This window comes from Ruegeria sp. Ofav3-42, assembly GCF_022347725.1.
Classification (GTDB): domain Bacteria; phylum Pseudomonadota; class Alphaproteobacteria; order Rhodobacterales; family Rhodobacteraceae; genus Ruegeria.
Window position 1 is genome coordinate 1 of record NZ_JAKRGB010000022.1, and the last position, 25,697, is coordinate 25,697.

A 25,697-nucleotide genomic window follows, 5' to 3' on the forward strand; every position below is an offset into this window, starting at 1 on the left:
TGGTGTAGGTGAAGCTGTCGCTGCCCGAGAACCCGCTATTGGGGGTATAGGTAAAGGTGCCGTCGCCATTGTCGGCAACCGTGCCGTTGGCGGGTTGGGTAAAGGCGGTCAGGCTCAGCGCATCGCCGTCCGGATCGCTGTCATTGACCAGCAGATCGCTGGCCACGTTGATGGTCAGCGCCACGTCTTCATCTGTCGCCAGGGTGTCATCCGCCGCAACAGGAGGATCGTTCACCGGCGTGATGGTCCCATCCTCATCGACAATCGGGTCGCTTGCGATTTCGAAGTAATCCACCTGAGCGGTGTAGCCGGTCGCCGGACCGGTATTGCCGGCGAAGACACCAGCCTGGCTGACAGTCATCGAATGGGTAAAGCTGCCGGCGGTGGTCCAGTTCTCTCCGTCCTGGGAATAGTCCAGAACCCACAGATCGCCGGTCCGGGTCAGCCGCAGGTATGGGGCACTGCCTTCTGGGATGACCACATTGAATTTCATCGAAGTGTTGCCGTCGATGGTGATCGCCGCAAAGGCACGCAGATTAGTGCCATCGGAATAGGTGTCGAACCGCAGCCAGTTGTTCGCGTCCTGCTCAACCAGCAGGCCCTGCATCTGATAGCGCTCGGACGGCGTGGTCAGAAACCGGGCCTCGAGGGTGAAATCCTCGTTCGCCTGACTCTGCATCGCCCGCGCACTGTTGTTGGTGCCCCAGACATTATGATCGCCATCCGGTGTGACAAGCTCCAGATAAGCATCTGAACCAGTCACTCCTAGCCCCGCAGAAGTCCCCTGCGGACCCGCTATATTCCAGGCGGAACCAATTGAACCGGAAGAAAAATCGTCAGAAATGCTCAAAACACTTACCCCTTACCGAGCAGCCCCGGCTATTACTCATCACCACGCTTCAACACAAAATGCCCAGATAAAAATGAATTGAAGTTCTAAGGGATCACAAAAATACACAGGAACAAGCCCTGTGTATCATTCATTCTGCAACGGGATTTCAACGCAGCCCCCAAAGAAAAAAACACCAACCACCAAGCACAAAGAGCGGGAATCTTCGACGCATTACTCTTTGCGAAAAACATCATTATTTCTCGCGAAAATTCTATCATACTATCCAGGGAGGGTCATCAAAATTGTCGAGAAATACACCCCAAAGTGATTATTGTCATCTATATGGAAACAAAGGTGAGGGTTTGGGACATTAATCTGGAAAGTCGCAGTAATCCGGAAACTGTATTTCGGAGTTCAGAATCCACTGATTTCCATCGTGCGTTATCTTCTTAAATCGCAACGGCTTACGATGATGTGACGCGTCCGGGGGGCATTCTCTGCACAAGGGGTTTTATGACTGCTGAATACAGCAAAGCGACAAGGTGCCTGTGCCCGGATCATGGTAAAGAGAAGGCCGCGATGCCTGGCGCCAGTTCCCTCAAAACTCACCGCTTTGCGGCTGGCACGGGCAGGGACATCAAGCTGTATGCCGGGTTCGATAGCCGGAACCGTCCGCCAGCCAGTTCTTCGCCTCCATACAGGTCATCGGCTAAATCGACGCGTCCCATTGCCGTGGCTGGCATTCATCGCTGCACCAAATCTCGACCGGACTAAACCGTGGCCGGTCAAATTACGAAGACGCTGAGATATCGAAGCAGAGAATTAACATTTGCGCCGTCACGATTTAAGATCTCGCCATTAATTTCTTCAAATCCGCACGTTCGCCTTTGTTCAGGCAAAAACCAAGTAAAACCGCAACGTAAACCAATGCACCGGAAACGGAATAGGCTATCAGCATATTCCAGCTTTCCGGCTGCTTGTTTAGATCCAGAGAAATCCAGACAATACCGGCGGCTATTGCCGGAGAATAACCGGGAACCAGAACGCGACGGAACAAATCGGAAAATGATCTGTCAATAATCTTCAGGCAAAGAATCCAAAAGAATAAAATCTGGGCCAGAATGGTGATGATTGTCAGCGACAAAGTCGCTCCGATAGCGCCCAGTTCGGTAAAGCTCAGGAAAGCAACCATCAGGATCAGTCCGAAAAACTGAAAAATGAATGCGGCCGAAAAGAAAGCCTTTACCTGTTTTGTTGCTATCGCCGTCAGGGGCAGCAGGGCCATTGGCGACGTAAAGGGGTAGATTATCATAAACAGGATGATAACCATGGAGGCCTGCGAATACTCTTCACCCAGATAAAGGTGAACGAAGCTGTCTGAGTAAATCACCAGAGGTGTCGCAACCAAAAGCGTTATCCATGAAGCATATCGCCCGCCGCGAAGTACAGTTTCAGCCAGTCTTCGCTTGTCATCCAAAGCATACATCGCCGTCAGGGCCGGCTGCAGCGTTTGAGCGGCAAGGCCTACCGTACTGTCGATTTGCCGATAGAACGTCGCTCCAATGTGGTAGCAGGTCACATCTACAGCCGTGCCATAAATATTCAGCAATATGGTCGCTGCGTTCGTGTACATTATGCCGCCCAAGCGGCCAATTGTGGTCCAAAGACCAAAACTCGTCAGCTCTTTGGCCTGATGCCAGCGAAACTTACCGCGCTGAAGGCGCAGTTCCGGAACCAGAAATCTTGCGCGGACAATTAAAGTAATGGAATAAATCGTATCAGAAATTACAGTGGCTATTACCACCCAGATAACCTGAGGTCCAAAGTACAGAAGGAAAAACAGAAGAAGCCCCATACGCATTAAATCACGGGCAATGCCGAAAAGGTTTAATTCAATAAACCGCTGGCGAACATGAAAACCGGAAAGGAATGGCAAAGCCAGCATTTGCAACGTGAAACTTGCCACCAGTAAAAGCAACATTGACTGCGCAGAACTCACCATTTCAGGTGCAATGTTCAGAAATTTTTCAATATTCAGGGCAAAAGCCGCCCCACCCACCAGAAAAATGGTGCCGACGGCGACAAGCGGAGGGAAGATTGAGCTAATCAGGATGGGTATGCGCGCAAAGTCCCCCTTTGCGTATGCTTCGACCACATAGCGGCTGATGCCCCCGGTAAAAAACGAAAAGAAGAGTGGAGCGAACACCATCAGAGATGTAACGATCGGAAGGACCACAAATTCTTCTGCTGTTATGCGGTGCAGAAGATACTGATACATCCAGAGAAGGACGGTGACATTGAGGGCCTTGGCAAGGACCGAACTTGCCGAGTTGATGGCGACCAGCTTTTTCGAAATAATGATGTTCTTGTGTTCAGTCACACAGAATGCTCGATCTGGTTACTACTGCAAAGTCTGACTTCAAATCCATGTCATTTACCTGATCCACAATCTCAGCTTTGTAAAGTGCGTTTGATGAAGCGGGCACCCCTCTTGGGGCCAGGCTACACAGCGCGTGGTGACTGACCCGACCCCTTCCGTACAGGCGCATTACAGCTACACCCTTTACAAATCAAAAAGGTGATTACATGTTTTGAACACTCTGGTTTCGATTAAATCGGGGTCTCATATATTGCATGGAATATTACTGTGACCGGAATACGGCCAAATCCAAGATTGAGTATTGGTGTCCCTGTTTACAATGGCGAAAAATATTTACGGGTTGCTCTGGACAGCTTGCTTGCGCAGACATTCGAAGACTTTGAAATCATAATTTCCGATAATGCCTCGACGGACAAAACACAGGAAATTTGCGAAGAATACGCCGCCAAAGACAACAGAATTCGCTATGAGCGTCAGGCGATCAATCAGGGCGCGGCGGCCAACTACAACCGAACATTCGAACTGGCCCGGGGCGAGCTGTTCAAATGGGCAGCACATGATGATGCCTGCCTGCCGACTTTCCTTGAAAAATGTGTTGATGCCCTCGACAAAGCCGGGAAAGATACTGTTCTTGCCTACACGATCGCAACCACCATCGACGCAGATGGGGAAGCCATTATTCCTGACCCATACGCCAACGGTGACACGCTGCGGCCAAGCAGTAAATTCGCGGCCGCACGCGTCGTACACACGTTGCGATACATTAGCCTGGCGAATGCTACTTTTGGGGTGATCCGAAGTGAACATCTGAAACGGACCCGTCTCATTGGTCCTTTTGTGGCGTCCGACTACGTCCTGATGATTGAGCTTGCCATGCTGGGTCGTTTCAGCAGGCTGGATGAAAGGCTATTGCTGCGACGCAAACATTCCGGGGGGTCGAGGCATGAGTCCAATCCGACTCTGGCTGATGTCGAAAAATGGTTCCGCGGAAGTAGCGGCGGCAAAACCGTTCTTTCGCCACGGCTTAAACTTTTGCTGGAATATTATCGTTCCGTCTTTGTCGCGGATGTTTCCACAATCACCAAGCTGGCCTGCGCCAGCGTCATCATCCCGGCAATGACCGAAAGGAAACTTCGGGTAGCGACAGGAAAATGGCGGCGTCAAATAATGCGGCCTGCATCGCCAACATGATTTTATTGTTCCAAAGCAGCCAGAAACGCCTCTACATCTCTCAGCTTGTCCGCATTCCGCTTTAACCATTCGAGGTCACGATCCCACCATCGTGAAGCGAGCAGAGCATCAATAGTTGGCTCATCGAACCGGTATCTCAGCACCCGGGCCGGGACACCCGCCACGACTGCATATGGCGGAACATCGCGCGTAACAACCGAACCGGCCCCGATAATCGCGCCATGTCCGATGTTCACGCCTCCCTTCACAATAACGCCGTGCCCGATCCACACATCATGTCCAAGCGTTGTTTTGGTGATGTCCTGATGGGCGTCCTCGGTCACCAGATCGTAGCCAATATGAGGCAGGGAGCGGTAGAAATACGGATGTGTCGAGACAAAATGATCAGGGTGATCAGCCAGACCTATTGTTGAAAAAGGTCCAATTGAGCAAAAGCGCCCGATATCCGTCAGGCTGACCCGGCACCCAACCTCGACATAACTAAAGGCCCCGAAACTGGAGCCGGAAACATATGCCGGACCACCAAGTCGGCAGCCGGTCTCGAACGTGTTGTTGTCAGCAATCCAATAATCGAATTCCGGACCTAATGAGCGCAGGCCATGCCGCTTTCTGAGGCGCTGGCGCAACAGAGCACGCCGGACACCGTGAGGCATTAAGTTTTCGAATACGCGGGCCAGTCGGCTACTCATCGGCCAGCCAACTTACGGATTCCAGCCACCAGAGCGGTATGTACAGTACCGGATTTTTTCTCTGAGCTTCGGTATGCAGCTTCTGCAAGCTTCAACCCCTTTCTGATTGCGGGTCCACTGATCGCAAGCGAACCTTCATACCAATGTTGCCACCCCAGGTTCGGGAATTTTCCCGCAATCATTTCATTGCAAATTGACCGCATCGTGTAACGATGCACCAGGGATTTGGACGTTCCGCCAGAAGCCTGTGCACCCTCAAATGGGAAGCTGCCCCAGGCCGCCGCCTCATTCCGGTCCGGCTGTGTCCAGAGTTCCGTGATCAGGTCGCATGTCACGTCCCGCACATCCGCGTATGGGTCAACCAGGTCACAATCCAGCACCAGATGCTCGGCAAACGCAGACAAGGTTGTGTTGTAAAGGTTCAGCCCCCAGTCAATCATAGGCTTGTTGATGCGGCCGGCGAGGTCGGGCACCACAGTATCACCTTCGCGATGGTAGCTGGTTACAGTACCGTGGTCGGCGGCGCAGAACATCTGGACGCAGGTTCCAAACCCCCGGGATCGCCTGATGCCCTGGTTTCGGCGATGATCATAAAGGTAACATTCCGTATCGGCGACCCAATCGGGCTCGTGATCCGGTACAGGCAGGCCTGCGTCTTTCGGATTATCCAGCCCAATCAGAAAAATACGTGGCGCCCGGCCACCGGCATTTTTAACCAGGGAATGTATGGCGCGAACCTGGCTGCCCACCCCGCCGAAATCGACTATCCCCTGAGAAACATCGTCCAGAAGGCCTTCCTGTCTGAAGTAGTCGGCTACAATTTCGCGCCGTCTGGATGCATGCTCCAAAATCAACCCGGATAAAGGCCCATCCGTCAGCTGGGCGTGAAAGGATTCTGAGATCTGCAAGGCTGGGTGCGTTGCATCCACACCTTCGGGCACATCCAGAAACTGCACGACGTCATCCCACTGAAGGTCAAATCCGGCCAGGAATTTAGCTATAGATAAGCTTGGGACATCCCGGAAAATCCAGCCCGTTTCCTCCTCGTCGGCACTGAACGTCGCCGCCAGATTGGTGGATTTCCGGCTGACATACAAATAGCTGATTTCAATTGGCAGCTGTAACCGTGATACCAGCGTGCGGGCCAGTTCTGCTAATATCTGGCCGTCTCTAGCAAGAAACACGAGGCGTTCCAGCGACAGTTCCTGGGCTCTTTTCAGGATCCAGAGCACGTATCCCAGCAGGGTCGGGGCAGCAACACCAGCCGCTACATCGCGGATTGCGGCCTCTCTGTCATCTGTGGCCGTCGTTGCCAAACGGGTCATCCGGCTTGCGCCGGCCAAAGAAGATGCAAAGCCTGCGGTGGTCGTGGCGGCATCGGCGAGTATTTTCTCATACTTGTTCAAACGCCCACTGACGCACCAGCGCGCACCAATCCCCTTTCGCAGCGGAACGGCGACATCAGAGTGGGGGTGATCGCCCATATGCAGAATTTGGCCCGGTGAAGCGTTGTCAGACGTCAGACGATCAAAAAGCCGGCCGGACGCTTTTGCCTCAGCGTGTTCGGATGACACCAGACAACGGCTGTCGGAAAACCAGAGCCCGGCTGAATTTAGTCTTTCTTCAATAAAGGTGGCAGGAAAGTACGTGTCCGATGTGTACACCACAGGAAGTCCCTGTTCCTGACAACGCACAAGCAATCGCCGGGCCGCGGGGACGGCGCGCAACATCTCGGCTTCCAGCGAAAGTTCGGCCTCTGCCAATTGCGGCACCAGTTGTTCATCCAGATGAAGCCGACGTGCGACTTCGACATAAAAATCCCCGAGCCCGGCCTTGGAATCCAAACCGCCTTCGCGCCGCCATACGGCCTGCTCGGCGTTCGCACGAACCTGCGCGAACAGCTCAGGAGAACAGTTGATCATTCCTTTGGTCGCCAGGCGGCGACCCAGCCAGATGAACAAATCATGTGGGCGACCGCACGCCCGGGTCAAAACTGTATCGAAAACATCTAGCGAAAGTAGCGAGGGCGCCTTGGGCCGAGACGCGCCAATATCACCAAGATCATCAAGTGATCCCATAAGGTACGGTCTTGCGCTGCGGCGTGCTTTGGATGTGTCCACTCTTTATGTCCTAATACTAATAAAATGAATTCTTACCGTAGTCTGGCTTTATTGCACAAATCTAATGAAGACTGCAGTGCCGCTTTCCCCGGCAGAGTTATTCTATGGTCCCCGTGATGGGTATGCCAAGATCAGTATGGCGGTTTGGTCCGGCGACACGGACACGAATTTCCACGTCCTGAGTCTGTGTCCGGATGCCTCGGTGCGCTTACGGCTTTGCGACGGGCAAAGCCCTTGTGTTCGGGCTTCCGGGGCATGGCATTCCTGCGAGTTGGCGTGATGGCGCCGGTAAGAAATTCACAGCCGGAGCCTGCGCCGGTGTATGTGGGGCGACCGGGAAGGATGCAGCCAGTCCCGGCCCGCCACCCATATACATATAGGGAACGATTCGGCTGTCGGCTTGCCAGTCGGATTGTTTTATAAATTGGCATCTATTTCTGGATAACGACGTTATTTGACGCTTATTTGGAAACATGATTCCGGCCATGCTTATCCGCTGATAACCCTGACATCCGACGGATTTGTGGCGCGACCACACCCACACCGAAAAGCCGCCCGGAAACCAGATCGGGAAACCGGATGCCTTAGGGAAGACACGCCTGACACTCTGCGGATGGATCCTGAACGGCAGGTCGGCGCGATGCTTCTATCTTGACGGAGCTTTGGTGGCCTAGATACTGGGCACAATTTGCAAACTCGGGATTTATTAAAGTGACCAGGTATATTGCCAGATCGAAAACCCGCCTTTTTCGTATGCCCGGGAACGTTCAGGCATGGGGAGGAGGGTAGTGAAGACTATCCTGCATATCACCGCCGACTATCCCGATCTGTATAATGAGAGAAAAACCCTGGCGATCAGAAATCTTCTGCAGAACACCAGTGGCTTTCGCCATCTCGTTTACTCGATCAACCGCACCTCCGGTCTTGGCGGCGTGCAACTGATTGGTCGCCAGAACGATGTCACTACAATTTGTTATAAGGCGCCGCCCCTGGGTGTATTTCTGGAGACATTTTTGTCCGGGGTGGCGGATTGGATCGTCAATGATCTTCAAGACGCGAATGAAAAGGTTCATCTGGTGCATGCGCACAAGCTTTCGATTGAAGGTCTGGTGGCGCAACGCGTCTCAAAAACATTGGGACAACTTCCTTACATCTGCACCATTCGCGGGAACACGGATCAAAAATACCTCCGCCTGAAACTGGAAAAGCGCGCAGCGTATCGACAACTGGTCGGGGGGGCCGAGCTGTTGCTTCCTGTGACGCCTTGGATCGAACGCTATGTGGACCAGACCCTTGGAACGGACCGGGCACCCAAGCAGCTTTTGCCTACCATCAGCCAGCGTACCGAATTGCTTTCGCCACAACCGGGGAACGGTCGGCTGGTTACCGTGTTTCACCTGGCCGGGTGGCGGCTCAAAGGTATCCCCAATCTCCTCTCCGCGATATCGGGACTGAGAGCTGCCGGAACTCTGGTGCAGCTCGATATCATCGGTGGGGGTGACGAGCATCATAGCCAGGCCATTCAGAAGCAGATCGAAAAACACGATCTGGACGATCAGGTGCGGCTGATTGGTGCCGTGCCACACACTGAAATTCAGGCGCGGCTGAACGAGTATTCGGGGTTTGTGCTGCCCACATTGCGCGAAACTTTCGGCATGGTTTACATCGAAGCGCTGACGGCGGGATTGCCAATTATCTACTCCGAAAAGCGGGGCGTCGACGGGTTCTTTGACGATATGAACCTCGGGGTTCGTTGCGACCCCAAATCAGTTCAGAGCATTGAAGCGGCTCTGCTGCGGCTGACCGGGAATGAACCGCATATGAAAGCCGAACTGGCAAGATTCCAGGCCGAAGGCTTCTTTCGCCGTTTCAATGCCAGAAACGTTTCTGAATCATATGCGGCAGCGCTGCAGAGGATTCTTGATAGAGATCGGGTTACAGGTTCAGGTGAGGTACGCTGATACGCACGGATGCCGGTATGACAGACAATAACGAAAAATCCGTGCGTGGTATGAATGATATGGCAGGTGAGGGTATGAGTGAATCGGTGAAGGTTTCGATCCTGGTCGTCAGTTTCAACACCAGGGATGAAACACTGGAGGCGCTTCGTTCGGTCGTGAAAGAGGCCCGGGACGTCCCGTATGAGTTAATCGTGGTCGATAATGCGTCCAAAGACGGCTCGGCTGCCGCGATCCGCGCCGAATTCCCGGATATAAGACTGATCGCTTCCGAGCAGAATCTCGGTTTTGGAAAAGCAAACAATCTGGCGGCAACTGAGGCAAAAGGTGATTTCCTGCTGCTTCTGAACCCCGACACGGTCACATTGCGCGGGGCCGTTGACCGGCTGGTCGATTTTGCAATGGCATATCCCGATAACGGGATTTGGGGCGGGCGTCAGTACTACCCCGACCTCAGCCTGAACGCGACATCGTGCTGGCGCCAGATGACAATCTGGGGACAGCTTATGTGGGCCCTGGGTCTGCTGAAGATGTTTCCCGACAACGGGCTGTTCAATTATGACGGCTACGGTGGATGGGACAGGTCCGACATTCGCGAGGTTGAAACGGTTTCCGGCAGCTTTCTGTTGATCCGCAGGGACCTGTGGGAAAAGCTGGATGGCTTTGACACGACTTTTATCATGTATGGCGAAGACGCGGATCTTTGTTGCCGTGCCCGTCAGGCGGGGGCCAGACCCATTGTGACCCCGAACGCCGAAATCATTCACTATGGGGGGCGATCCGAAAAGGTCCGCGCTGACAAGATGGAGCGCCTTTTACGCGCGAAAGTCGCCTTTTCCGACACTCATTCGAATTCGTTCCATGCCTTTGTTTTCCGGCTGGTTTTCAGGACTCTGGTCATCGTGCGGCTTCTGGGGTTCAGCCTCAGGAAAGCCATCCGGCGGGATCAGAGGTCCGCGGATTCTTTCAATGCCTGGCGCGATGTCTGGGCACGGCGTCGTACTTGGCTACAGGGATATTGATCAAATGCGGGATTTTGCGGCTAACACTTCATCCAAGCCCATCAGGCTTTGCCTTTTTGGTGCCTCTCCGGATACGGCAAACCTTGGTGTTTCAGCCCTGTTTCTTTCGGTGATGCACGGGATTGCAACCCGCCATCCAAACGCTCAGGTGACGGTTTTCGATTATGGGGCCGGACCGCGTTCCGCGACCCTTCATTTTGACGGAAAGCCGTTCAGTTTCACCCGCATTGGCGCCAATCTGTCACGCCGCTATTACCGTCGGGACAGCCTGTTCAACATGCGCATGAGCGCGGCACTTGGCGGGTTGGGAAATCCGGGCGTACAGGCAATCGCGCAGGCCGACGCCGTTCTCGATATCAGCGGCGGCGACAGTTTCGCGGATATCTACGGCCAAAAAAGATTCGACGCCATAACGCAGACCAAACAACTCGCCCTGCACCAGAACACGCCGCTGATCCTTCTGCCTCAGACCTACGGCCCGTTCAGCGCGCGCCCGGCGCGGCGCATCGCCAGTGACATCGTACGCACATGTGGCATGGCCTGGGCGCGTGACGAGCGGAGCTTTGAAACGCTGAAGGACCTGCTGGGTTCCGATTTCGATCCCGCGCGGCATGATACCGGGGTCGACGTTGCCTTTGCCCTGCCACGCAGTAGACCCGAAACCATGCCAGACAGGCTGGTGGAGTGGATGAAGCCGGAAAGACCGCGCCCGCTTATCGGCATCAATGTCAGCGGCCTGATCCACAACCGGGGGGAGGAAGGCTCCCGGCAGTTCGGCTTCATAAGCGACTATCGCGATATCATTCACCAGACCCTGTCCCGGTATCTTGCGCAGACCGAGGCGAATATTGTGCTGATCCCGCATGTCCTGGCCGCAAAGAACAACCACGATACCGATCCCGAGGCCTGCTGGAATGCCGCCCGGGCGCTGAACAACGAGGAACGGCTGTTTGTTCTGGATGAGCGTTACGATGCCATGGAGATGAAATGGGTAATCTCTCAGCTTGATTTCTTCTGTGGCACCCGCATGCATTCGACAATCGCAGGGCTGTCATCCGGAGTGCCGACAGCCGCTATCGCATACAGCAAGAAGACTTTGGGTGTCTTTGAAACCTGTGGGCAGGGTCAGCATGTGGTCGACCCGCGCAGTGAAACGCTTGAGCAATGCGTCGACGGTCTCTGGGAGGCATGGGAGCACAGGGCCAGTGCCGCAAAGACCCTGGCCGAGCATCTTCCGGACGTCAAAAACCGGGCGAAGGGCCAGATGGATCGGATTTTCGGCTATATCGAAAACGTGAAAAACACGTCCCGCTAGCGTACCGTGGCGGCCGGTGATCCTTAGCGGCTCCAGTCGCCTTCGGCATGCATGGAGCGAGGCGTGAAGGCCATCTGCAACATTCTGCGCGCACGATAGAGCCTGATCCTGACCAGGCACACCAAAGCCAGCACCCGTTCCCGGGCTCCCTGCACGCGGTTGGACAACAGTACCGTTCCGAATTCGCCCACTGGCGAGCCAGCAACGGCGATGGCCCGGGCCAGCCAGCGCAGCCTGCCGAAAGGTTTCGTGTAATAGTCCGAATAATCATGGGTGATGTGCCTGTCCCATTTTCGGGTCAGTTCCACAAAGGATTTGTGAGCGGGGTGGTGGACCACCATGTCTGCGGCATAGACCGTAGTATAACCAAGTGATTTTGCACGCAGGCCCCATTCCCGATCTTCCGCAACCCCCAGCCCGACGAAGGGGCCAACCTTTTCGAAAACCTCCGCGCGCATGGCAAGATTGCCGGTGCCCGAATACCCTTCTGCAATGTATTTCTGGTTGCGATACCCATACAGCCGCTCGTACGGCTCCAGAAAGGTGGGGTGCCCGGGGGTGGCGTATTGTACCTGGACATCGCCGCCGATTACCTGTGTGCCGGGCTTCCGGAACGCCGTCTCGATCACCAAAAGCCAGTCCTCACTGGCATGGCAATCTGCGTCGATGAACGCCAGAATGTCACCACGCGCCTGCTCTGCGCCAAGGTTGCGACCGGGTCCGGGGCCGGGTGTCCCCTGAAACAAAAGCCGGACTCCGGGATGGCCGCTGCAGATATCCTGCGGGCTTTGCGCCGACCCGTTGTCCACGACAAGGAATTCCACATCCGAACCATGGTTCTTTTGCCGATGGAGCGCATCCAGACAGGTGCGCAGGTGTTCGGGCTGATTGTAATGCGGAATGATGACGGAAATCAGCATCGGGAGGCCCCGGAAAGAAATTGATGAAAACGTATTCTGCACCGGACAATCCAGAAAGGTATGAAGTGATCTGCCCCGGCCCTAAGATACATCGGTAATTTGCCGTTTCCCCGCGAATAAGAAATCAGAATCTCAGTTTGTCCGTGGTAAAGTGAAATGGCTTATACAGAAAGAGTCCAGTCAGAGAGCCTGCGGAATAGCTGCAATGGGGGCGGCAGGACCTGATCTGTTGGGTGTTGCGGATGCGGCGACAACGATTCGACCACCCCAGCTGTTCTAAAAATAGATACAGTTCCTGACAATGAATCATCTTTGATGTCCATTTTAAAACAACCGTTCTTGTCAGAAAGTCTGGAAAACGGTGGGTCGAACCCTGAAATTGATCAAAGAGCTGAGCGGTTAATGTGACGGCCGTCGCAAGAGATTCATCCCAAGGGGTAGGCGGGGAGAATTGTGGCCGTTACAATCGTGATATGATTGAATCGTATTGTGAGTTCGGCTGCGTCGTTTGATAGCCGCTTCCGGGCTTGCGTTGTTGTGTCGAGTGTTGATGTTTTTTGAAAGTAGTCGTTCGCATGAGCTCCAATGATCTCTATGTCGGGCATTTCGGGCTGACCGAGCGGCCGTTCACGCTGCTGCCGGATCCGGGTTTTTTATTCTGGTCGAAAGTTCACAAGCGCGCCTTCATGGTGCTGGAATTCGGCATCCTGTCGCGGGCGCCGATCACCCTGATCACCGGCGAGATCGGGTCGGGTAAGACAACCCTGATTCAAAAGCTGCTGAGCCAGATGGATGAGGATATCACCACCGGCCTGATCTCGAATGCGCATCGCGGGCGTGGCGAAATGTTGCAATGGGTTCTGAATGCGCTGGATGTCCCGGTCAATCCGCGGGTGCCTTATGTGCAACTTTTCCAGACGTTGCTGGATTTCCTGGTTGCGGAATACGCCGCCGGTCGACGGGTGGCGCTGATTTTCGACGAGGCACAGAACCTGTCGCGCGAAGGCCTCGAAGAACTGCGAATGCTGACCAATATCAATTCCAACAAGGACGAACTGGTGCAGCTGATCCTGGTTGGACAGCCCGAGTTGCGGGACATGGTTCTGGCTTCGAACATGCGCCAGCTGGCCCAGAGGGTGGCAGCCAGCTTCCACCTGCCCGGCATGGATCAAAAAACAGTCACCGCCTATATCGCGCACCGTTTGCAGGTCGCTGGCGGCACCGGTGAGGAATTCACCCCCGGGGCCTGTGCCATGGTATACGGGGCGACCGCAGGCATTCCGCGCCTGGTCAATCAGCTTTGCGAATTTGCCATGCTATATGCCTGGAGCGACGATAGCATGACCGTGTCAGAGAGAATCGTGCAAAACGTGCTGGACGATGACGTGTTCTTCGGAGCGCTGTCCACGCCGGCTGATGAAGGGAAAAAAAAACTTCAGGTTCTGACACTAAAACAGGAAGAGCGCGTCCTGCCAAAGGAAAAGGCGGGGTGACAGTGCTGGATTACAATCGGGCTCAGTTCGACGGAAAACAGGATAGCTGAACGTGGATTTACGGTTTTACTGGTCGATCTTTTCGCGGCGGCTGCCGTATTTCATGCTTGTCGCAACCGTGATCAGCGCGGTGTCGATCATCATCGCGTTCTCTCTGCCGCCAGCCTATGTGTCAGAGATGAAACTGATCGTCGAAGCGCCCCGGATTCCCGACGATCTGGCCGCATCAACGGTGCGCACCCCGGCGCAGCAGCAGCTGGAGCTTCTTGAACAAAGGCTGCTGACCCGTGCCAATCTGATCGATATCGCCAACCGGCAGAGGGTATTCCCGGATATCTCGGAAATGTCACCGGACAGGATCGTCTCGGCGATGCGGGCCCGCACAACGGTGCGCGAAAGCAGCCACCGGGCTCCGGTGCCGCTGATGCAAATCAGCTTCGAGGCACGATCCGGCGCGGTCGCGGCGGGGGTGCTCAATGAGTATCTGAACCTGATCCAGCAGGAAGACGTCCGGTCCCGCACCGCGCGCGCGGCGCAGACACTGGAGTTTTTCGAGCAGGAAGTGGCGCGCCTGAGCGAAGAACTTGCCAAACGCAATGCCCGCCTGCTTGCCTTTAAGACCGAAAACTCCGATGCGCTGCCCGAAAGCCTTGACTACAAGCTCAGCCAGCAAACGCTTCTGCAAGAGCGCCAGGCGATGCTCGAACGCGAAATCGCGGGCCTTGAGGATCAGCGCCAGAACCTGATCCTGATCTTCGAGTCCACCGGACGGGTGAACGGCTACGATGGGGCGCAGCAGTCTCCGGAAAGCCGGGAACTTGAAGATCTCCGTCGCCAGCTCAGCGAGGCACTGATCGTCTATTCCGAACAGAACCCGCGCGTAAAGGTGCTCAAGGCACGCATCGCCGAGATGGAAAAGACGGTTCAGCCCCGTGCGGAAGACGAGGGGGACACCACGGGCAACGCCCTGCTTGACGTACAACTGGCCGAGATCGCAACCCGTATCGACGTGCTCAGGGGGCAGCAGTCCGCGACCCAGGCGCGGCTGGAAAAAGTGACTGACACGATCAACCGGACGCCTGCCACATCAATCCGGATCGAGGAACTGACCCAGGCCCGGGACAACCTGCAACAACAGTACAATCTGGCCGTTGACCGGCTGTCCCGGGCCAGTACCGGCGAACGGATCGAGGTGACGGCGCAGGGACAGCGCGTGTCCGTAATCGAACCACCGGTTGTGCCGAACCGGCCATCCAAGCCCAACCGGGCCGTGATCGCCGCCGGTGGCTGCTTTATGGGGATTCTCGCCGGGCTTGGTCTGGTTGTGCTGCTGGAACTGCTGAACCGATCTGTCCGGCGGCCGGAAGACCTGATCGCGCGCCTGGATATCACGCCTCTGGCGACCATTCCCTACATCCCGACACCGGGGGAAATCTGGCGGCGGCGGGGGTTCAAGCTGATGCGGATCACGATCATATTCATTACCGTGTCGGCAGGAGTATATGCGATACATACCTATTATCAGCCGCTGGATCTGGTGGCCGAGAGGGTTATGGAAAAAATCGGAACGCGTTGGTGATCCACCGCGTGAACAGCTTTGATCGGGAAGGGTAACGGTCGATGGAAAAACTGCAGGTTGCCATAGAAAAGGCGCGGTCGCAGCGGCAGAAAGCCGGTGAATCCCGTCCTGCCGCCGCACCGGTGGCAAAACCTGTCAAACCGACAGACGAAAGCCTGCGCACGTGCTGGAAAGATCTGGCCCCGATCGAAGTACCCGAGTCCGTCATCACCCAGAACCGGCTTGTTGCCAGCGCCGACGGTCCTGCTGCGGCCCCGTTTGACATGCTGCGCACCCGTATTCTGCAACAAGCCAAAAGCCGGGACTGGAAGCGGGTCGCGCTGGTTTCACCGCACAGCGCCTGCGGCAAGAGCACCACGGCGGCCAATCTCGCATTCAGCTTCGGGCGCCAGTCCGACCTGCGCACGATTGTTCTGGACCTCGACCTGCGCCGCAGTGGATTGCGCAGAATTCTCGGCCAGCACTGCCAGCACACAATGGCCGATGTGCTACGAGGAGAAGTGCCGTTTTCCAAGCATGCTCAGCGGCTTGGCGACAACGTGGCGCTGGGGTTTAATGGCAGCACCGTCCGGAGTGCCGCCGAGGTCCTGCAAAGCGGGAAAGCCAGCGAGGTTCTGAATTCGATACAAGCCGGGTTCGAACCGGATCTCATGCTGTTCGACATGCCCCCGCTGATGGAGGTCGATGACAATTTCGGTTTTCTCGGAAATGTGGATTGCGCCCTGTTGCTGATCGAAGCCGAACGCACCACCGTCGACCAGATAGATGTAGCCGAGCGCCAGCTGTCGGAACTGACGAATGTGATGGGTGTCGTTTTGAACAAAGCCCATTATACAGAGGGCGCGTATGGATATGGATATGGGTATGGGTATTAAGCCCACATCCCGCTGAATTTCTGTTGGCGCTGCGCCCCCGGCTCAAGATAAACGGTTTCATCGCCTCTTCTCTCGGCCGGGAAACCATAGGGCGCTTACGGGTGACGGCAGAATAGTACGGCAATGTAATCCGCCGCAGATTAAGAGCTACAGAGTCACGCTCTGATCTTCCAAAATCTTGCCCCACGTAAAAATTTCGTACTGCCTATACTGAACCCCATCCCGGTATAGGCAGGGTCGTATCATAAGGAGTGACGGCTTTGATTTTTCCACCTGTATTCGCCGGTAAGGAGAATGTGGGCCATCCCAGTGGCGAGATATGCGCGAAAAGATGATCTGGACAGTCCAGACCGGCGTGCTTTCGCGCGGTGATCGCTTCTCCGAGATTTTCAGTTTTCCAGTAGATGATGATGGCTGCAAGGAGATTTAGCCCAGCCATTCGATAGTGCTGGCCCTTGGCAAGGCTACGCCGACTTCAACAGCGGGTTTGACCGCCACTTGGGCCCGCCACAGCGAACCTGCGATTTCAAATTGCGAACAGGCTAGCGGCGTTTTGCTGGAGATCGGATTTCCGCCCGCCAGGTCCTGCGCCAGCGCTTGTGCGTCATCGTCACCCAGCGGATCCTCAAGCGGGCGCATGGCAGGTTCGCCGCTGCGCTCGACCCAGATCCGTCCATCAGGGTTCAGGACGATTTCAGACAGGTGCGGACCGGAGAGCAATTGCTCTCCGAACACTCGTTTCAACGTGCTTTCAAGATGGCGGCTCACCGGCTGATGCCCCGATCTCCCTTGGCGCGATCCGCGCGTTCCCGGCGCAAGCGCTCCTGCACCTCCAGGTCCCGGTCAACCTGACGATCAATGTTCTTCACATCCCAGGCCTTCCGGGTGACATTGACCCGCTCCATCTCGTCCGTCTCGGTATTCCTGCGCGCGCGGGTGACTTCTTCCTTGCCCGTTTCGACAAAGGTGACCATGTCGCCGATCGAGATGTTGTTCCGCGCCATCTGGTCTTGCAGAGCTGTGCCCCAAATCCGGTACAGCGCGTCTTTGCCGTCGACCGTCATATCCACATAGAACGATATGCTGCTCGGATCGTCGGGACGCACCAGGCTTTCTTTCGCGTCGATGATGACACCGGTGACGCCTGAGATCGCGCCGACCGTGACAGATCTGACTAAGCAGGGGCATGGCGAACCTGCCGCGAAGTCTACGCCAAGGCTCTGCCAGAGGTGGTCTGCCACGTCCATTTTCGATCACGCTATCATCGGCCCTGTCCCTCTCACGTCTATGCAGACGCCAACCGTTCCATAGCGCTTATGAGAGGCATTGCCCTGACCCCTCCCTGCCCCGGAACCTCCCTGTCGTCTGCATAGACAAGGATACGTTCTGAGACGTCCAGTTCTTCAGTCGCGATGTGAAACCCTCGCGTTATTTTCGCTGATGTCGTTCGCTTGATCTCAATGGCCCATAGGGCGCCACGAGGAAGCCTCAACATCAAATCCACCTCAGCCCCTGCAGAAGAACGATAGAAGCTTGCTTCTGTTCCGCGTGGCGCCGCAGCGATCAGGTTTTCAATACAGAATCCTTCCCAACTGCCGCCGACAACCGGATGCCCCAGCAGGTCTTCCTGTGTTTCGATCCCAAGAAGCGCATGGGCTAGACCAGAATCGCGAATATAAACTTTGGGAGACTTGACCAGACGTTTCCCGGCATTGGAATGCCAGGGCGGTAGGCGACGCACCAGCATCAGGTCAACCAGCAAGTCAAGATAACGCGCAACGCTCTGGCCGGAGACACCCAGGTTTCCAGCGAGTTTTGCCGCGTTGAGTAACCCGCCTTGCTCATGGGCGAGCATTGTCCAGAACCGGCGCAATGTCTCCGCCGGAATGCGCAACCCGAAAGCCGGAACATCGCGTTCCAGATAGGTGCGGATGAAATCCTCACGCCATGCCAGGCTGGTTCGGTCGTTTTTCGCCAGGAAGCTGTCTGGAAACCCACCCCGCAACCAGAGTGCGGAGAGCGCATCCGCTCCGGTTTCCGACAAGGTGAAAGGCGTCAGCTCGTGGTAACTGACCCGTCCCGCCAGGGATTCTGCGCTTTGGTGCAGAAGCGTGTTCGAGGCCGACCCGAGCAGCAGGAATTGCCCAGTTCGATGCCCTTGCTTTCGCCGTCGGTCAATTTGACCGCGTAAGGCCTTGAACAGGCCTGGCATAAGTTGAACCTCATCGATCACCACCAGGCGTCCAACTTGTTCGTCGAGATAAAGGTCGGGCTCTTCGAGCACCTGGCGATCGGCAGATCTCTCCATATCAAGATAGACAGCGTCACGGCTTTCAGCGATATCCTGTGCGAGTGTTGTCTTCCCAACTTGCCGCGGCCCAAGCAGGACTACGCCCGCCTGGTTCTCCAGAGAATCTTCAACTGATTTTCTGTCACTGCGTTCGATCATAACTTGCATTTATTCCATTCAATGGAAGATTTACAAGGATAAGCTTCGAGGGGAGTTTCTCTTTCAGCTTTCAAATCGGCGCAATCATCCATCGTCTGCATCCCTTGCCCAAACTAGTAATCCAATGGTGTGCAGCCCATTACTCGTGCCTTTTTGTGCCACATCATGGATTGCTCGTTTTGCCGGCCAACATAGCTATGGGTGCGATGTCACCCCTGTCAATCTTGGCTGCCAGTGAAATCAGATATGCTTTGTGGGACCGTATCGTCTCCGCCCGTTGGGTAATGTATCCTAGGATCATGAAACGTAAGGCTGGGCCATGAGTGGTCTTCATAGCGTACCAGGTCTCGCCAAGTTGTAGTTGGCCTGCAATGGAGTCCATAATTCGATCACAATGCGCCTGATCTTTCGCAAAGCGTAGTTCCGAGCACAACCTGGGAAAACTGCGCTCCATTTGATCTGGGGAAACTTGAATCTGAGAAAGCTTTTCTTTCTTAACTTCCGGATTCAAAGAGTCCTCTTTGTGCCCCTCAAATTCAATGTCACTGTCCCTCAGATTTTCTGTATCTGCCTGTGCTATCTCAGAGATTTCCGCCAACAGTCCGCTAAGTACGTTTGCATCCGGTTTACGACGCAAAGCATTGCGTACGGTGAGCATCAAATCTGAGATCGCAGTGTCGTCTGCCAAGAGCTCCCTGAGGCGCGCCAGAGCTGCAGAAACCTTGTCGCGGAGAACAGTAAACTCGAGAACTTGATCAGCATGTCTCTGAGCTTCCTGGATGAACTCAGCATGCCTTTCAGACAACGGTAGTAAGGACAACCCAGTTGCGGTGACCACCCTACCCTGTCGATTCCGGCGTGCCCAACGTTTACCATTCGCGCTCATAACGCGTCGAATAAGCCCTAGCTCAACCAGCGCTGAGATGTGGCGCTCAACAGTTTGAACGCTGACATGAGTTCGTTTGGCGATCGCTGCGTTGGAAGCGAAGCAAATGTGGTGATCATCCTGGTCTACAGAAATCTGATCTCCGTTCATGAAGGAAATCATCGCCCTCAGGACATTGAGAGATGTAGATTTTAACCCAAGAGGCTCTCTGGCCTCTTCAACGGCCCGAAGAAGTCTCCATTTTTTTGGCGTACTAGACCCCTTCCCTGCCGGTTCCGACAAGGTTGCTCCGTTTGGAGCTAATGCAGTTAGTGTTTTCATGAGATTTTGTCAGCAGACAAAGAAAACCTGTTCACCCAGAGGCGTTTTTTGTTGTCTCGTGATTCGCGGGCTGTTAGGGTTTAGGTGTCTAATCTATAACCACTAGTTGGTTGTTAGCCCTCGGAGCCTTAGGTTTCGGGGGTTTCTTTTTGTCTTCCTCCTCTTTGCTCGTTGCCTCATGCAGAGTTAACAGTTGTTAACTCGCTTACTCCTCGGCGATTTCTTTGAAACGCTCGTAGGATTCCTGAACAATTTGACCAAGGTTTTCCTCTAGCCAACGTGTATAAGCCCTATTGTCCCCTGCTCTTTTGATCGTCATGTTCACCGCAGAATTGCTGGTCTTGATGACAACGTCTGGTGCTGGTCGGATTTCTGGTGCTTCTTTCCTGGGGGTCAAGCTACCGAGAAGCCTGTTCAACCGATCGTCCGAATTCGCTGCATTGAGCGTCTCCAAGAGCTTTTTGGCCTTGTCTGCTGTTATCGTCTTTTTTCGCAACGCATCGGCGAGCGCTGTCCATTTAGGGCGCCCGGATTTTGGTGCCGGGCCAATCATATCCCCGAGATCATCGGGAATATCGTTTGTGACCCGCTCTAATTGCGACAGCGTGTTCTTGGAAATTGCAAGCGCAGTTATCGCCTCCGATCGGTCATATCCCTGGTCAAGAATTTCACGCGCGAACCGAGCTCTTTCATAGTAGCTGAGATCAACACGGGAGGAGTTCTCCAGGCCTTTTGCCTGAAGTGCTTCCTTGTCATCAAGCGCTCGTACTAACGCGCGGACAGGTTGCTCCAGATGCTGACAGGCCAGGATACGACGGCGCCCGTAAATGACCTCGAAGTGACCATCAACTTCCTCTGAAGGTCGCAGTAGGACCGGAACTTGCTGGCCGCCTGCATCCTTGATGCTTTCAGCCAGTTCAAGAACAGCTGAGTCGACGTTCGGCGCGCCTTCTGAGTTAACAGGTGTTAACTCAACGCCAAGCCTGTCCTTCGGACCCCAGGGTAAAATGAGCGAGGTATCGATGTCCTGAATACCGCCGGCCCCAACACGGACCGACGCTATGGTGCCACGAGGAAGCGCGGCGTTAGCACGTTCCGTCTTTGCAGGTGGAATTGGCGGATTTCCAGCTGCAGCTGCAATTGCGGCTGCCATGCTGGTTTTGTTTTGTTTAAGTGCCATTTCAGCGGCCCCACGCTGTTTGAATCATATTTGAAACTTCATGTCCGACAGCATCCATGCTTGAACGGGCGCGGTCATAGGTAGAACGCGTCATTTCCGAACGGACAACTTCGTACATCGTCATTTTCAGCATCGCGGCATCGGCAATTGCGGTGCTTCGTAGTGCTGTCGCACCAATTACACGATCCTGAAACAGCGCCCGCATCAGGCTTACAATTTGCTGAGACGGTGTATCTGAAGGATCGTCCCGGGTAATGAGGAATCGGAAGTTGTCGTGGACAATCGGAATCCCCGAGTTTTCAAACTCTTCCAGATACGCCGATGTCATTTCAAGAAATTGCTGCGTGGAAGCAACGTCCAACATGCTCGGGGTCAGCGGCACGATCACGGACGTTGCTGCGAACAATCCGGCCAGCGTTAAGAAGCCTAGAGATGGTGGGCTATCGATAATGATGACATCGTAGTCTGCTTCAACTGACTCGATCGCGTTAGCAAGTCGATTATAGAACGGAACGCCCTTTCGGGCGTATACAGCAGTTTCTGTTTCAAACTCTGACAGGATCAATTGGGCGGGAGAGAGATCCAGACCGGGGAAGTAAGTGGCTCGAATGCAATCAGACATCGGCACTGGATCTTCGTAGCGCAAAGCGTCGTAGATTGAGTTGCCCTCAAACTCGATCTCGGGCTGAATGCCACAAAATCCGGTCAAGCTGCCTTGTGGGTCAAGGTCGATCGCCAGAACACGGTACCCTTGAAGCGCAAGGTAGTGACACAGGTGAATCGCCGAGGTGGACTTTGCGCTGCCACCTTTGAAGTTCATAAGTTGAATAACTTGAAGCCGGTCGCCTTCGCGGCGGCCGGGCAGGTACTTGCCCGGCTTTCTGGAACTGCCTTCAAGGATTCGGCGCATCGCGTTGATCTCGGCTCCGGAGTAAAAACGCCGGCCGTTTTTGTTAACTTCCGGCTCTGGCAGAGAACCCTCGGCATGGCCTTTTCGAAGGAACTGTCCGGTTGTCCCAAACAGCTCGGCGACCTCTGTCGCGCTGACGAGGCGGAGCGTCTTTGACAACCCAGGAGAGTACGCCTGAGTTAAGTGAGTCGTCAGTGCAACTTGTAGACGATCGGAGATTTCACGTGTAACGTGAGACTGCGTCGCCCCAGCAATGGGTGTGGTCTGTAGCATAGTTGCAGTTTTCCTGCTCATTTTTGTATGGTTGCGCAACTTTCGTACATTTAGGCACTCGCATTTCGTTTCATGTCAAGAGAAAAATCAATAACTTGTGGATCGCTACGAGGCCTGCACAAGCGTTCTGAAGTTAACAGCTGTTAACTCACACCAACAATTGGCGCTTCAGTAGTGCCTGATGGTTGCATGGGACTGGTATTAATTCGGTCTGAGAGCTCGCATTTTAGCAGTTGCCTGACCTCAGCCACTTTGTCTTTTTGGAACCGCGCGACGCCCTGTCTTAAATACTGCAATACACTCACTTCTTACTCAGGTTGCAGATGATTAAACCAATTGAGCGTTATGCCTCACGCCGCTTTCAGACTAAAGGGGTGGATTGTTTTGGCAAGTGTCGACAGATAAGTCGACGAGCTAAGGCAGTACGGGTTCGTATTAGTGTCAGGTTCTCTGTACCAGCAAATTGCTGTTGTAGTGGCTTCTTTTCCAATGCTGGTCTTCGGTGAAAATTACACTGGGAACCAACAAATGATGATGTTGCGAATGAATTGGGTCGATGTTGTTTTCACCCCAACAGGTCTGCCGCCGGGTTTTCGGCGATATCGACGTCGTCGTAGTATTTCTGCGCTTGCGCAAGAGAGCGGTGCAGCGACAGGCGCATGGCGGCCTGGATCGGGGCGCCATCGAGGGCGGCCTGGGTCAGAAAGCCCGAGCGCAGCCCGTGCGGCGAGGCGAAGCCTTCGGGCAGCCCGGCCAGTTTCAGGCGGTGTTTGACGATCTGGTAGATCGCGTCCGGGCTGAGGCGGCGTTTCAAAACCCGGTCGGCCTTGGAGATCGGCCGGAACAGCGAGCCATCGCGGATTTCCCCAACCTCGATCCAATGCACCAGCGCCTGCGCCGCGCGGCCCTTCAGCACCAGCCGGGGCGTCTCGCCCTTGCTCGTAGTCTTGGTCTCCAGCAGCGAGAGCCAGACCAGCCCCTCCTTTTCGAACTCTTTCAGGCTGACATCTTCGCGCCCCAGCCCGGTGATCTCCGACCGCCTGCGTCCACCGCTGGCCCAACCCAGCATCAGCAGCGCCCGGTCGCGGCAATCCCGGCGCGATCCCCGGCAGGTGGCCAGCAGCTGTTCCAGCACATCGCGGGTGATCGGGTGTTGCGACTTTGGGGCCGGGGGGCGTGCGGCGGCGCGGCGGGCTTTCGACCGAGCCTGTTTGACTTGCGGTGTGCCAAACGGGTTGTTGAGGTTCTTCATCCGGTGGAAGGCCAGCCAGGAGGCGATGCGCCGGTCCAGCGTCGACGGGGCAGGGCAGGTGAGGCTGCAGCGCCGCCCTTGCGCGATCAGCATCTCCGCCGTCTGACGCGCGATGTCCTCCTCGGGCGCGTCGTCTAGATCGCGGGCGTGATCGAGAATGAAGGCCAGCGCAATGGCCTCGGATTCCGGCCAGTCCAGCGCCTTGCCAAACCGGGCCGTTTTCCACGCCGTGACATAGAGCAAATCCCTCTCATAAGCCCGCAGCGTGTTGGCGGGTGTGCCGCGGATATAGAGGTCGGTCAGCGCCTCCTGATCCGCCTGGGACAGGGCCGGGGAGGGGGCGGGAAGGTACGGGGCAGGGGACTTCATAAGGGGTATTCTGCGCCGATTTCCCGGCAAAATCAATTATACATGATAAGCGATACTTATCGGGTATAATAGCGATTTTACCGATCCCGCATATAATGTGCAAAAACTGGTAATAATAAGAGCTCCAGGCCCAAATCGCTTGTAATCAATGCCAAAACCGAAATGCGCACGGACGGTCTCATCCCCGCATCAGGGGACTGTTTGTCCATCCGGTCACAAGCGCTTCGATCATGCGCGGGGTGAGCGAACCTGGTCTGGATGTTCCGGTGTGCACCCTCATCCTCCGGCCCGCTTGCGCACCCAGCCGAGGAAAGCCGCGTCCGGCTTTCTCAACCGCGGCGCCCCTGAACGCGCCCAGACGCCACGCCAATTCGCCTCAAGCGCATAGACATCGGCCCCCGGCATCAAACGCCGTGCCTCTTCCAGTGTCTCCGGGGTCAGAACCGGAGGAGGGCGGTCCGGTTCGATCAGGCCGCTGCGCGGGGTGAACCGGATCAGATCCCCAGGCTCTTCCCGAATTTCGTAATCGGGCAAATGATCGGCTTCGATCATGTCACGCAACATCTTGCGGAACACCCGGCGCGGCGATGCGGAACCGGACTTCTTGAGCAGGGTCTCAACCGACACCGTCCAGCCGGGCTGACGCCCGCAGTGCTTGCGCGCCAGTTCATAGATGCGTCGCTCCAGCGGCTTACGCAGCCGGAAATAATCACGGGAAAGCGTGAGCACGCTCTTGGACAGCACCGCGCGGTAAAGCCAGTCGGACAGAGTCACCGCAACGCTGATCATGCGTCCCCCGCGTGTCTTGCGCACAATCTCCCAGCTTTCGATCAGACCAAACCCGGTGGTGGTCTCTTCTTCGCCGGTGACGATATTGGTGGTAATCCGGGTGCCCGCAAGCCGTTCAAAGGCTTCGCGCAACCGCCGGTAGGCATCACCGCTGGTTTCCCGGTTGGTCGCCGCCAGCAGATCATGCGCCTTGAGCTGCAATGTGCGGCTGACCTGTCTGCCCGCATTGATTGCCGCCATCAGCTGGCTGATGCAAAAGATCAGGATGTCCTTGTCATGGATCGTCGCCAACCCTTTTACCGACGGCGTCACCGTGATCTGCACCCCGTTATGTTCATAATTCAGGATGCGGCGGTCCGGGCGGGTCGCCAGCGAAAACAGCGGATGCTCCATACTGGCAAGGTCGTCCTTTGGGATCGCATCAAAAACGTCGCAGACGAAAAAATCGCCCTGCTGTCTGCGGTCCGGAAGAAGCCCCCCCGACGTATCTGTAATTGACCTGCCCATGTCCTTGTCTTCCTGTCGCCCTCTTTTTCGGGGCCTTGCTGACAACTTATACCTGACTCGTTTTTTCGTGGTTTCAGTGACACCCACCCTAGAGTTATCCACAGCCCTGCACAACGGGGGTTCAGAGTCACCCAAGCGGGGTTTCAGACTCGTTTCATCGTGGTTTCAGAGTCGGTCAGGTCCAGGAAAGCAGCAGCAACTCTTTTTAATAAAAGAAAAAATTTTAAATGGTGGCTTCCTATAACAATAAATAACACGAATCTAACAGATCAAAAAATCCGCAGGACTTCAGAAATTGCGCCATTTCCGCATCATGACCCCCTCATTTTGCTAAGAAAAATTGAATTTGTAATCATATTTATTCCATGTATCGCCTTTTTGGGTATC

21 protein-coding genes and 1 pseudogene are annotated in these 25,697 nt (G+C 55.2%); 7 read left to right on the forward strand and 15 right to left on the reverse strand.

The window, feature by feature from the left end; translation table 11 throughout:
- The 3 genes from MHN28_RS22270 to MHN28_RS22280 all read right to left on the reverse strand — a co-directional run.
- Window positions 1-850: Ig-like domain-containing protein (locus MHN28_RS22270; protein WP_239344958.1), on the reverse strand; the 850-nt coding region annotated here is incomplete at its 3' end.
- 587 nt (window positions 851-1,437) lie between these two features.
- Window positions 1,438-1,575 carry a hypothetical protein gene (locus MHN28_RS22275; RefSeq protein ID WP_239344959.1) on the reverse strand — a complete coding sequence of 46 codons (138 nt, stop codon included), beginning with the start codon at window positions 1,573-1,575 and terminating at the stop codon, window positions 1,438-1,440.
- A 101-nt stretch (window positions 1,576-1,676) separates the two neighbouring features.
- The gene (locus MHN28_RS22280; protein ID WP_239344961.1) at window positions 1,677-3,212 is read right to left on the reverse strand and encodes an oligosaccharide flippase family protein; all 1,536 of its coding nucleotides are present in this window, start codon (window positions 3,210-3,212) and stop codon (window positions 1,677-1,679) included.
- A 267-nt stretch (window positions 3,213-3,479) separates the two neighbouring features.
- Between MHN28_RS22280 and MHN28_RS22285 the strand changes: the two genes are divergently transcribed.
- Complete coding sequence (locus MHN28_RS22285; protein ID WP_239344963.1) at window positions 3,480-4,403, forward strand: glycosyltransferase family 2 protein; 924 nt, start codon at window positions 3,480-3,482, stop codon at window positions 4,401-4,403.
- 2 nt (window positions 4,404-4,405) lie between these two features.
- Here MHN28_RS22285 and MHN28_RS24885 read toward each other — a convergent pair whose 3' ends face one another.
- Both MHN28_RS24885 and MHN28_RS22295 read right to left on the reverse strand, forming a co-directional pair.
- The gene (locus MHN28_RS24885) at window positions 4,406-5,056 is read right to left on the reverse strand and encodes a CatB-related O-acetyltransferase (protein WP_255733571.1); all 651 of its coding nucleotides are present in this window, start codon (window positions 5,054-5,056) and stop codon (window positions 4,406-4,408) included.
- A 32-nt stretch (window positions 5,057-5,088) separates the two neighbouring features.
- Window positions 5,089-7,212 carry a hypothetical protein gene (locus MHN28_RS22295; RefSeq protein ID WP_239344965.1) on the reverse strand — a complete coding sequence of 708 codons (2,124 nt, stop codon included), beginning with the start codon at window positions 7,210-7,212 and terminating at the stop codon, window positions 5,089-5,091.
- A 788-nt stretch (window positions 7,213-8,000) separates the two neighbouring features.
- Here MHN28_RS22295 and MHN28_RS22300 point away from each other — a divergent pair.
- Genes MHN28_RS22300 through MHN28_RS22310 form a run of 3 tightly spaced genes read left to right on the forward strand, consistent with a single transcriptional unit; the run spans window position 8,001 to window position 11,507 of the window.
- The gene (locus tag MHN28_RS22300) at window positions 8,001-9,173 is read left to right on the forward strand and encodes a glycosyltransferase (RefSeq protein ID WP_239344967.1); all 1,173 of its coding nucleotides are present in this window, start codon (window positions 8,001-8,003) and stop codon (window positions 9,171-9,173) included.
- 17 nt (window positions 9,174-9,190) lie between these two features.
- Window positions 9,191-10,192 (forward strand): glycosyltransferase family 2 protein, encoded by a 1,002-nt coding sequence (locus MHN28_RS22305; protein ID WP_239344969.1) that lies wholly within the window; start codon window positions 9,191-9,193, stop codon window positions 10,190-10,192.
- Window positions 10,193-10,196: 4 nt separating this feature from the next.
- Complete coding sequence (locus tag MHN28_RS22310; RefSeq protein WP_239344970.1) at window positions 10,197-11,507, forward strand: polysaccharide pyruvyl transferase family protein; 1,311 nt, start codon at window positions 10,197-10,199, stop codon at window positions 11,505-11,507.
- 23 nt (window positions 11,508-11,530) lie between these two features.
- On the opposite strand, the gene MHN28_RS22315 is transcribed toward MHN28_RS22310, so the two are convergent.
- Window positions 11,531-12,427: a glycosyltransferase family 2 protein gene (locus MHN28_RS22315; protein WP_239344972.1), complete on the reverse strand. Its 897-nt coding sequence runs from the start codon at window positions 12,425-12,427 to the stop codon at window positions 11,531-11,533.
- 575 nt (window positions 12,428-13,002) lie between these two features.
- Between MHN28_RS22315 and MHN28_RS22320 the strand changes: the two genes are divergently transcribed.
- Genes MHN28_RS22320 through MHN28_RS22330 form a run of 3 tightly spaced genes read left to right on the forward strand, consistent with a single transcriptional unit; the run spans window position 13,003 to window position 16,374 of the window.
- Complete coding sequence (locus MHN28_RS22320) at window positions 13,003-13,920, forward strand: ExeA family protein (protein ID WP_239344974.1); 918 nt, start codon at window positions 13,003-13,005, stop codon at window positions 13,918-13,920.
- A 52-nt stretch (window positions 13,921-13,972) separates the two neighbouring features.
- Window positions 13,973-15,499 carry a lipopolysaccharide biosynthesis gene (locus tag MHN28_RS22325; RefSeq protein WP_239344976.1) on the forward strand — a complete coding sequence of 509 codons (1,527 nt, stop codon included), beginning with the start codon at window positions 13,973-13,975 and terminating at the stop codon, window positions 15,497-15,499.
- Between the two features lie 41 nt (window positions 15,500-15,540).
- Window positions 15,541-16,374, forward strand: a complete 834-nt coding sequence (locus tag MHN28_RS22330) for a CpsD/CapB family tyrosine-protein kinase (protein WP_239344978.1) — start codon at window positions 15,541-15,543, stop codon at window positions 16,372-16,374.
- A gap of 242 nt (window positions 16,375-16,616) precedes the next feature.
- Here the strand turns inward: MHN28_RS22330 and MHN28_RS22335 are convergent.
- The 9 genes and pseudogenes from MHN28_RS22335 to MHN28_RS22375 form a co-directional block, all read right to left on the reverse strand.
- Window positions 16,617-16,846, reverse strand: a pseudogene (locus MHN28_RS22335) (Tn3 family transposase); the annotation flags it as partial.
- Entirely contained in the window at window positions 16,801-17,142 is a 342-nt protein-coding gene (locus MHN28_RS22340) for a hypothetical protein (protein ID WP_239344979.1), read from the reverse strand. The gene MHN28_RS22340 and the pseudogene MHN28_RS22335, both read right to left, overlap by 46 nt.
- A complete protein-coding gene (locus MHN28_RS22345; protein WP_239344981.1) occupies window positions 17,139-17,621 on the reverse strand; it encodes a hypothetical protein in 483 nt (160 codons plus the stop codon). Before MHN28_RS22345 ends, MHN28_RS22340 begins: the two co-directional genes overlap by 4 nt.
- Window positions 17,622-17,659: 38 nt before the next feature.
- Entirely contained in the window at window positions 17,660-18,832 is a 1,173-nt protein-coding gene (locus MHN28_RS22350; protein WP_239344983.1) for an ATP-binding protein, read from the reverse strand.
- Window positions 18,833-18,986: 154 nt separating this feature from the next.
- A complete protein-coding gene (locus MHN28_RS22355) occupies window positions 18,987-20,030 on the reverse strand; it encodes a helix-turn-helix domain-containing protein (protein ID WP_239344984.1) in 1,044 nt (347 codons plus the stop codon).
- A gap of 205 nt (window positions 20,031-20,235) precedes the next feature.
- Window positions 20,236-21,210, reverse strand: a complete 975-nt coding sequence (gene repB / locus MHN28_RS22360) for a plasmid partitioning protein RepB (protein WP_239344986.1) — start codon at window positions 21,208-21,210, stop codon at window positions 20,236-20,238.
- A 1-nt stretch (window position 21,211) separates the two neighbouring features.
- Window positions 21,212-22,393 carry a plasmid partitioning protein RepA gene (gene repA, locus MHN28_RS22365; protein WP_239344988.1) on the reverse strand — a complete coding sequence of 394 codons (1,182 nt, stop codon included), beginning with the start codon at window positions 22,391-22,393 and terminating at the stop codon, window positions 21,212-21,214.
- 565 nt (window positions 22,394-22,958) lie between these two features.
- Complete coding sequence (locus tag MHN28_RS22370; RefSeq protein ID WP_239344990.1) at window positions 22,959-24,014, reverse strand: tyrosine-type recombinase/integrase; 1,056 nt, start codon at window positions 24,012-24,014, stop codon at window positions 22,959-22,961.
- A 276-nt stretch (window positions 24,015-24,290) separates the two neighbouring features.
- Window positions 24,291-25,310, reverse strand: coding sequence for a replication initiator protein A (locus tag MHN28_RS22375; RefSeq protein WP_239344992.1), 1,020 nt, complete (start codon window positions 25,308-25,310; stop codon window positions 24,291-24,293).
- Window positions 25,311-25,697: the final 387 nt, after the last annotated feature.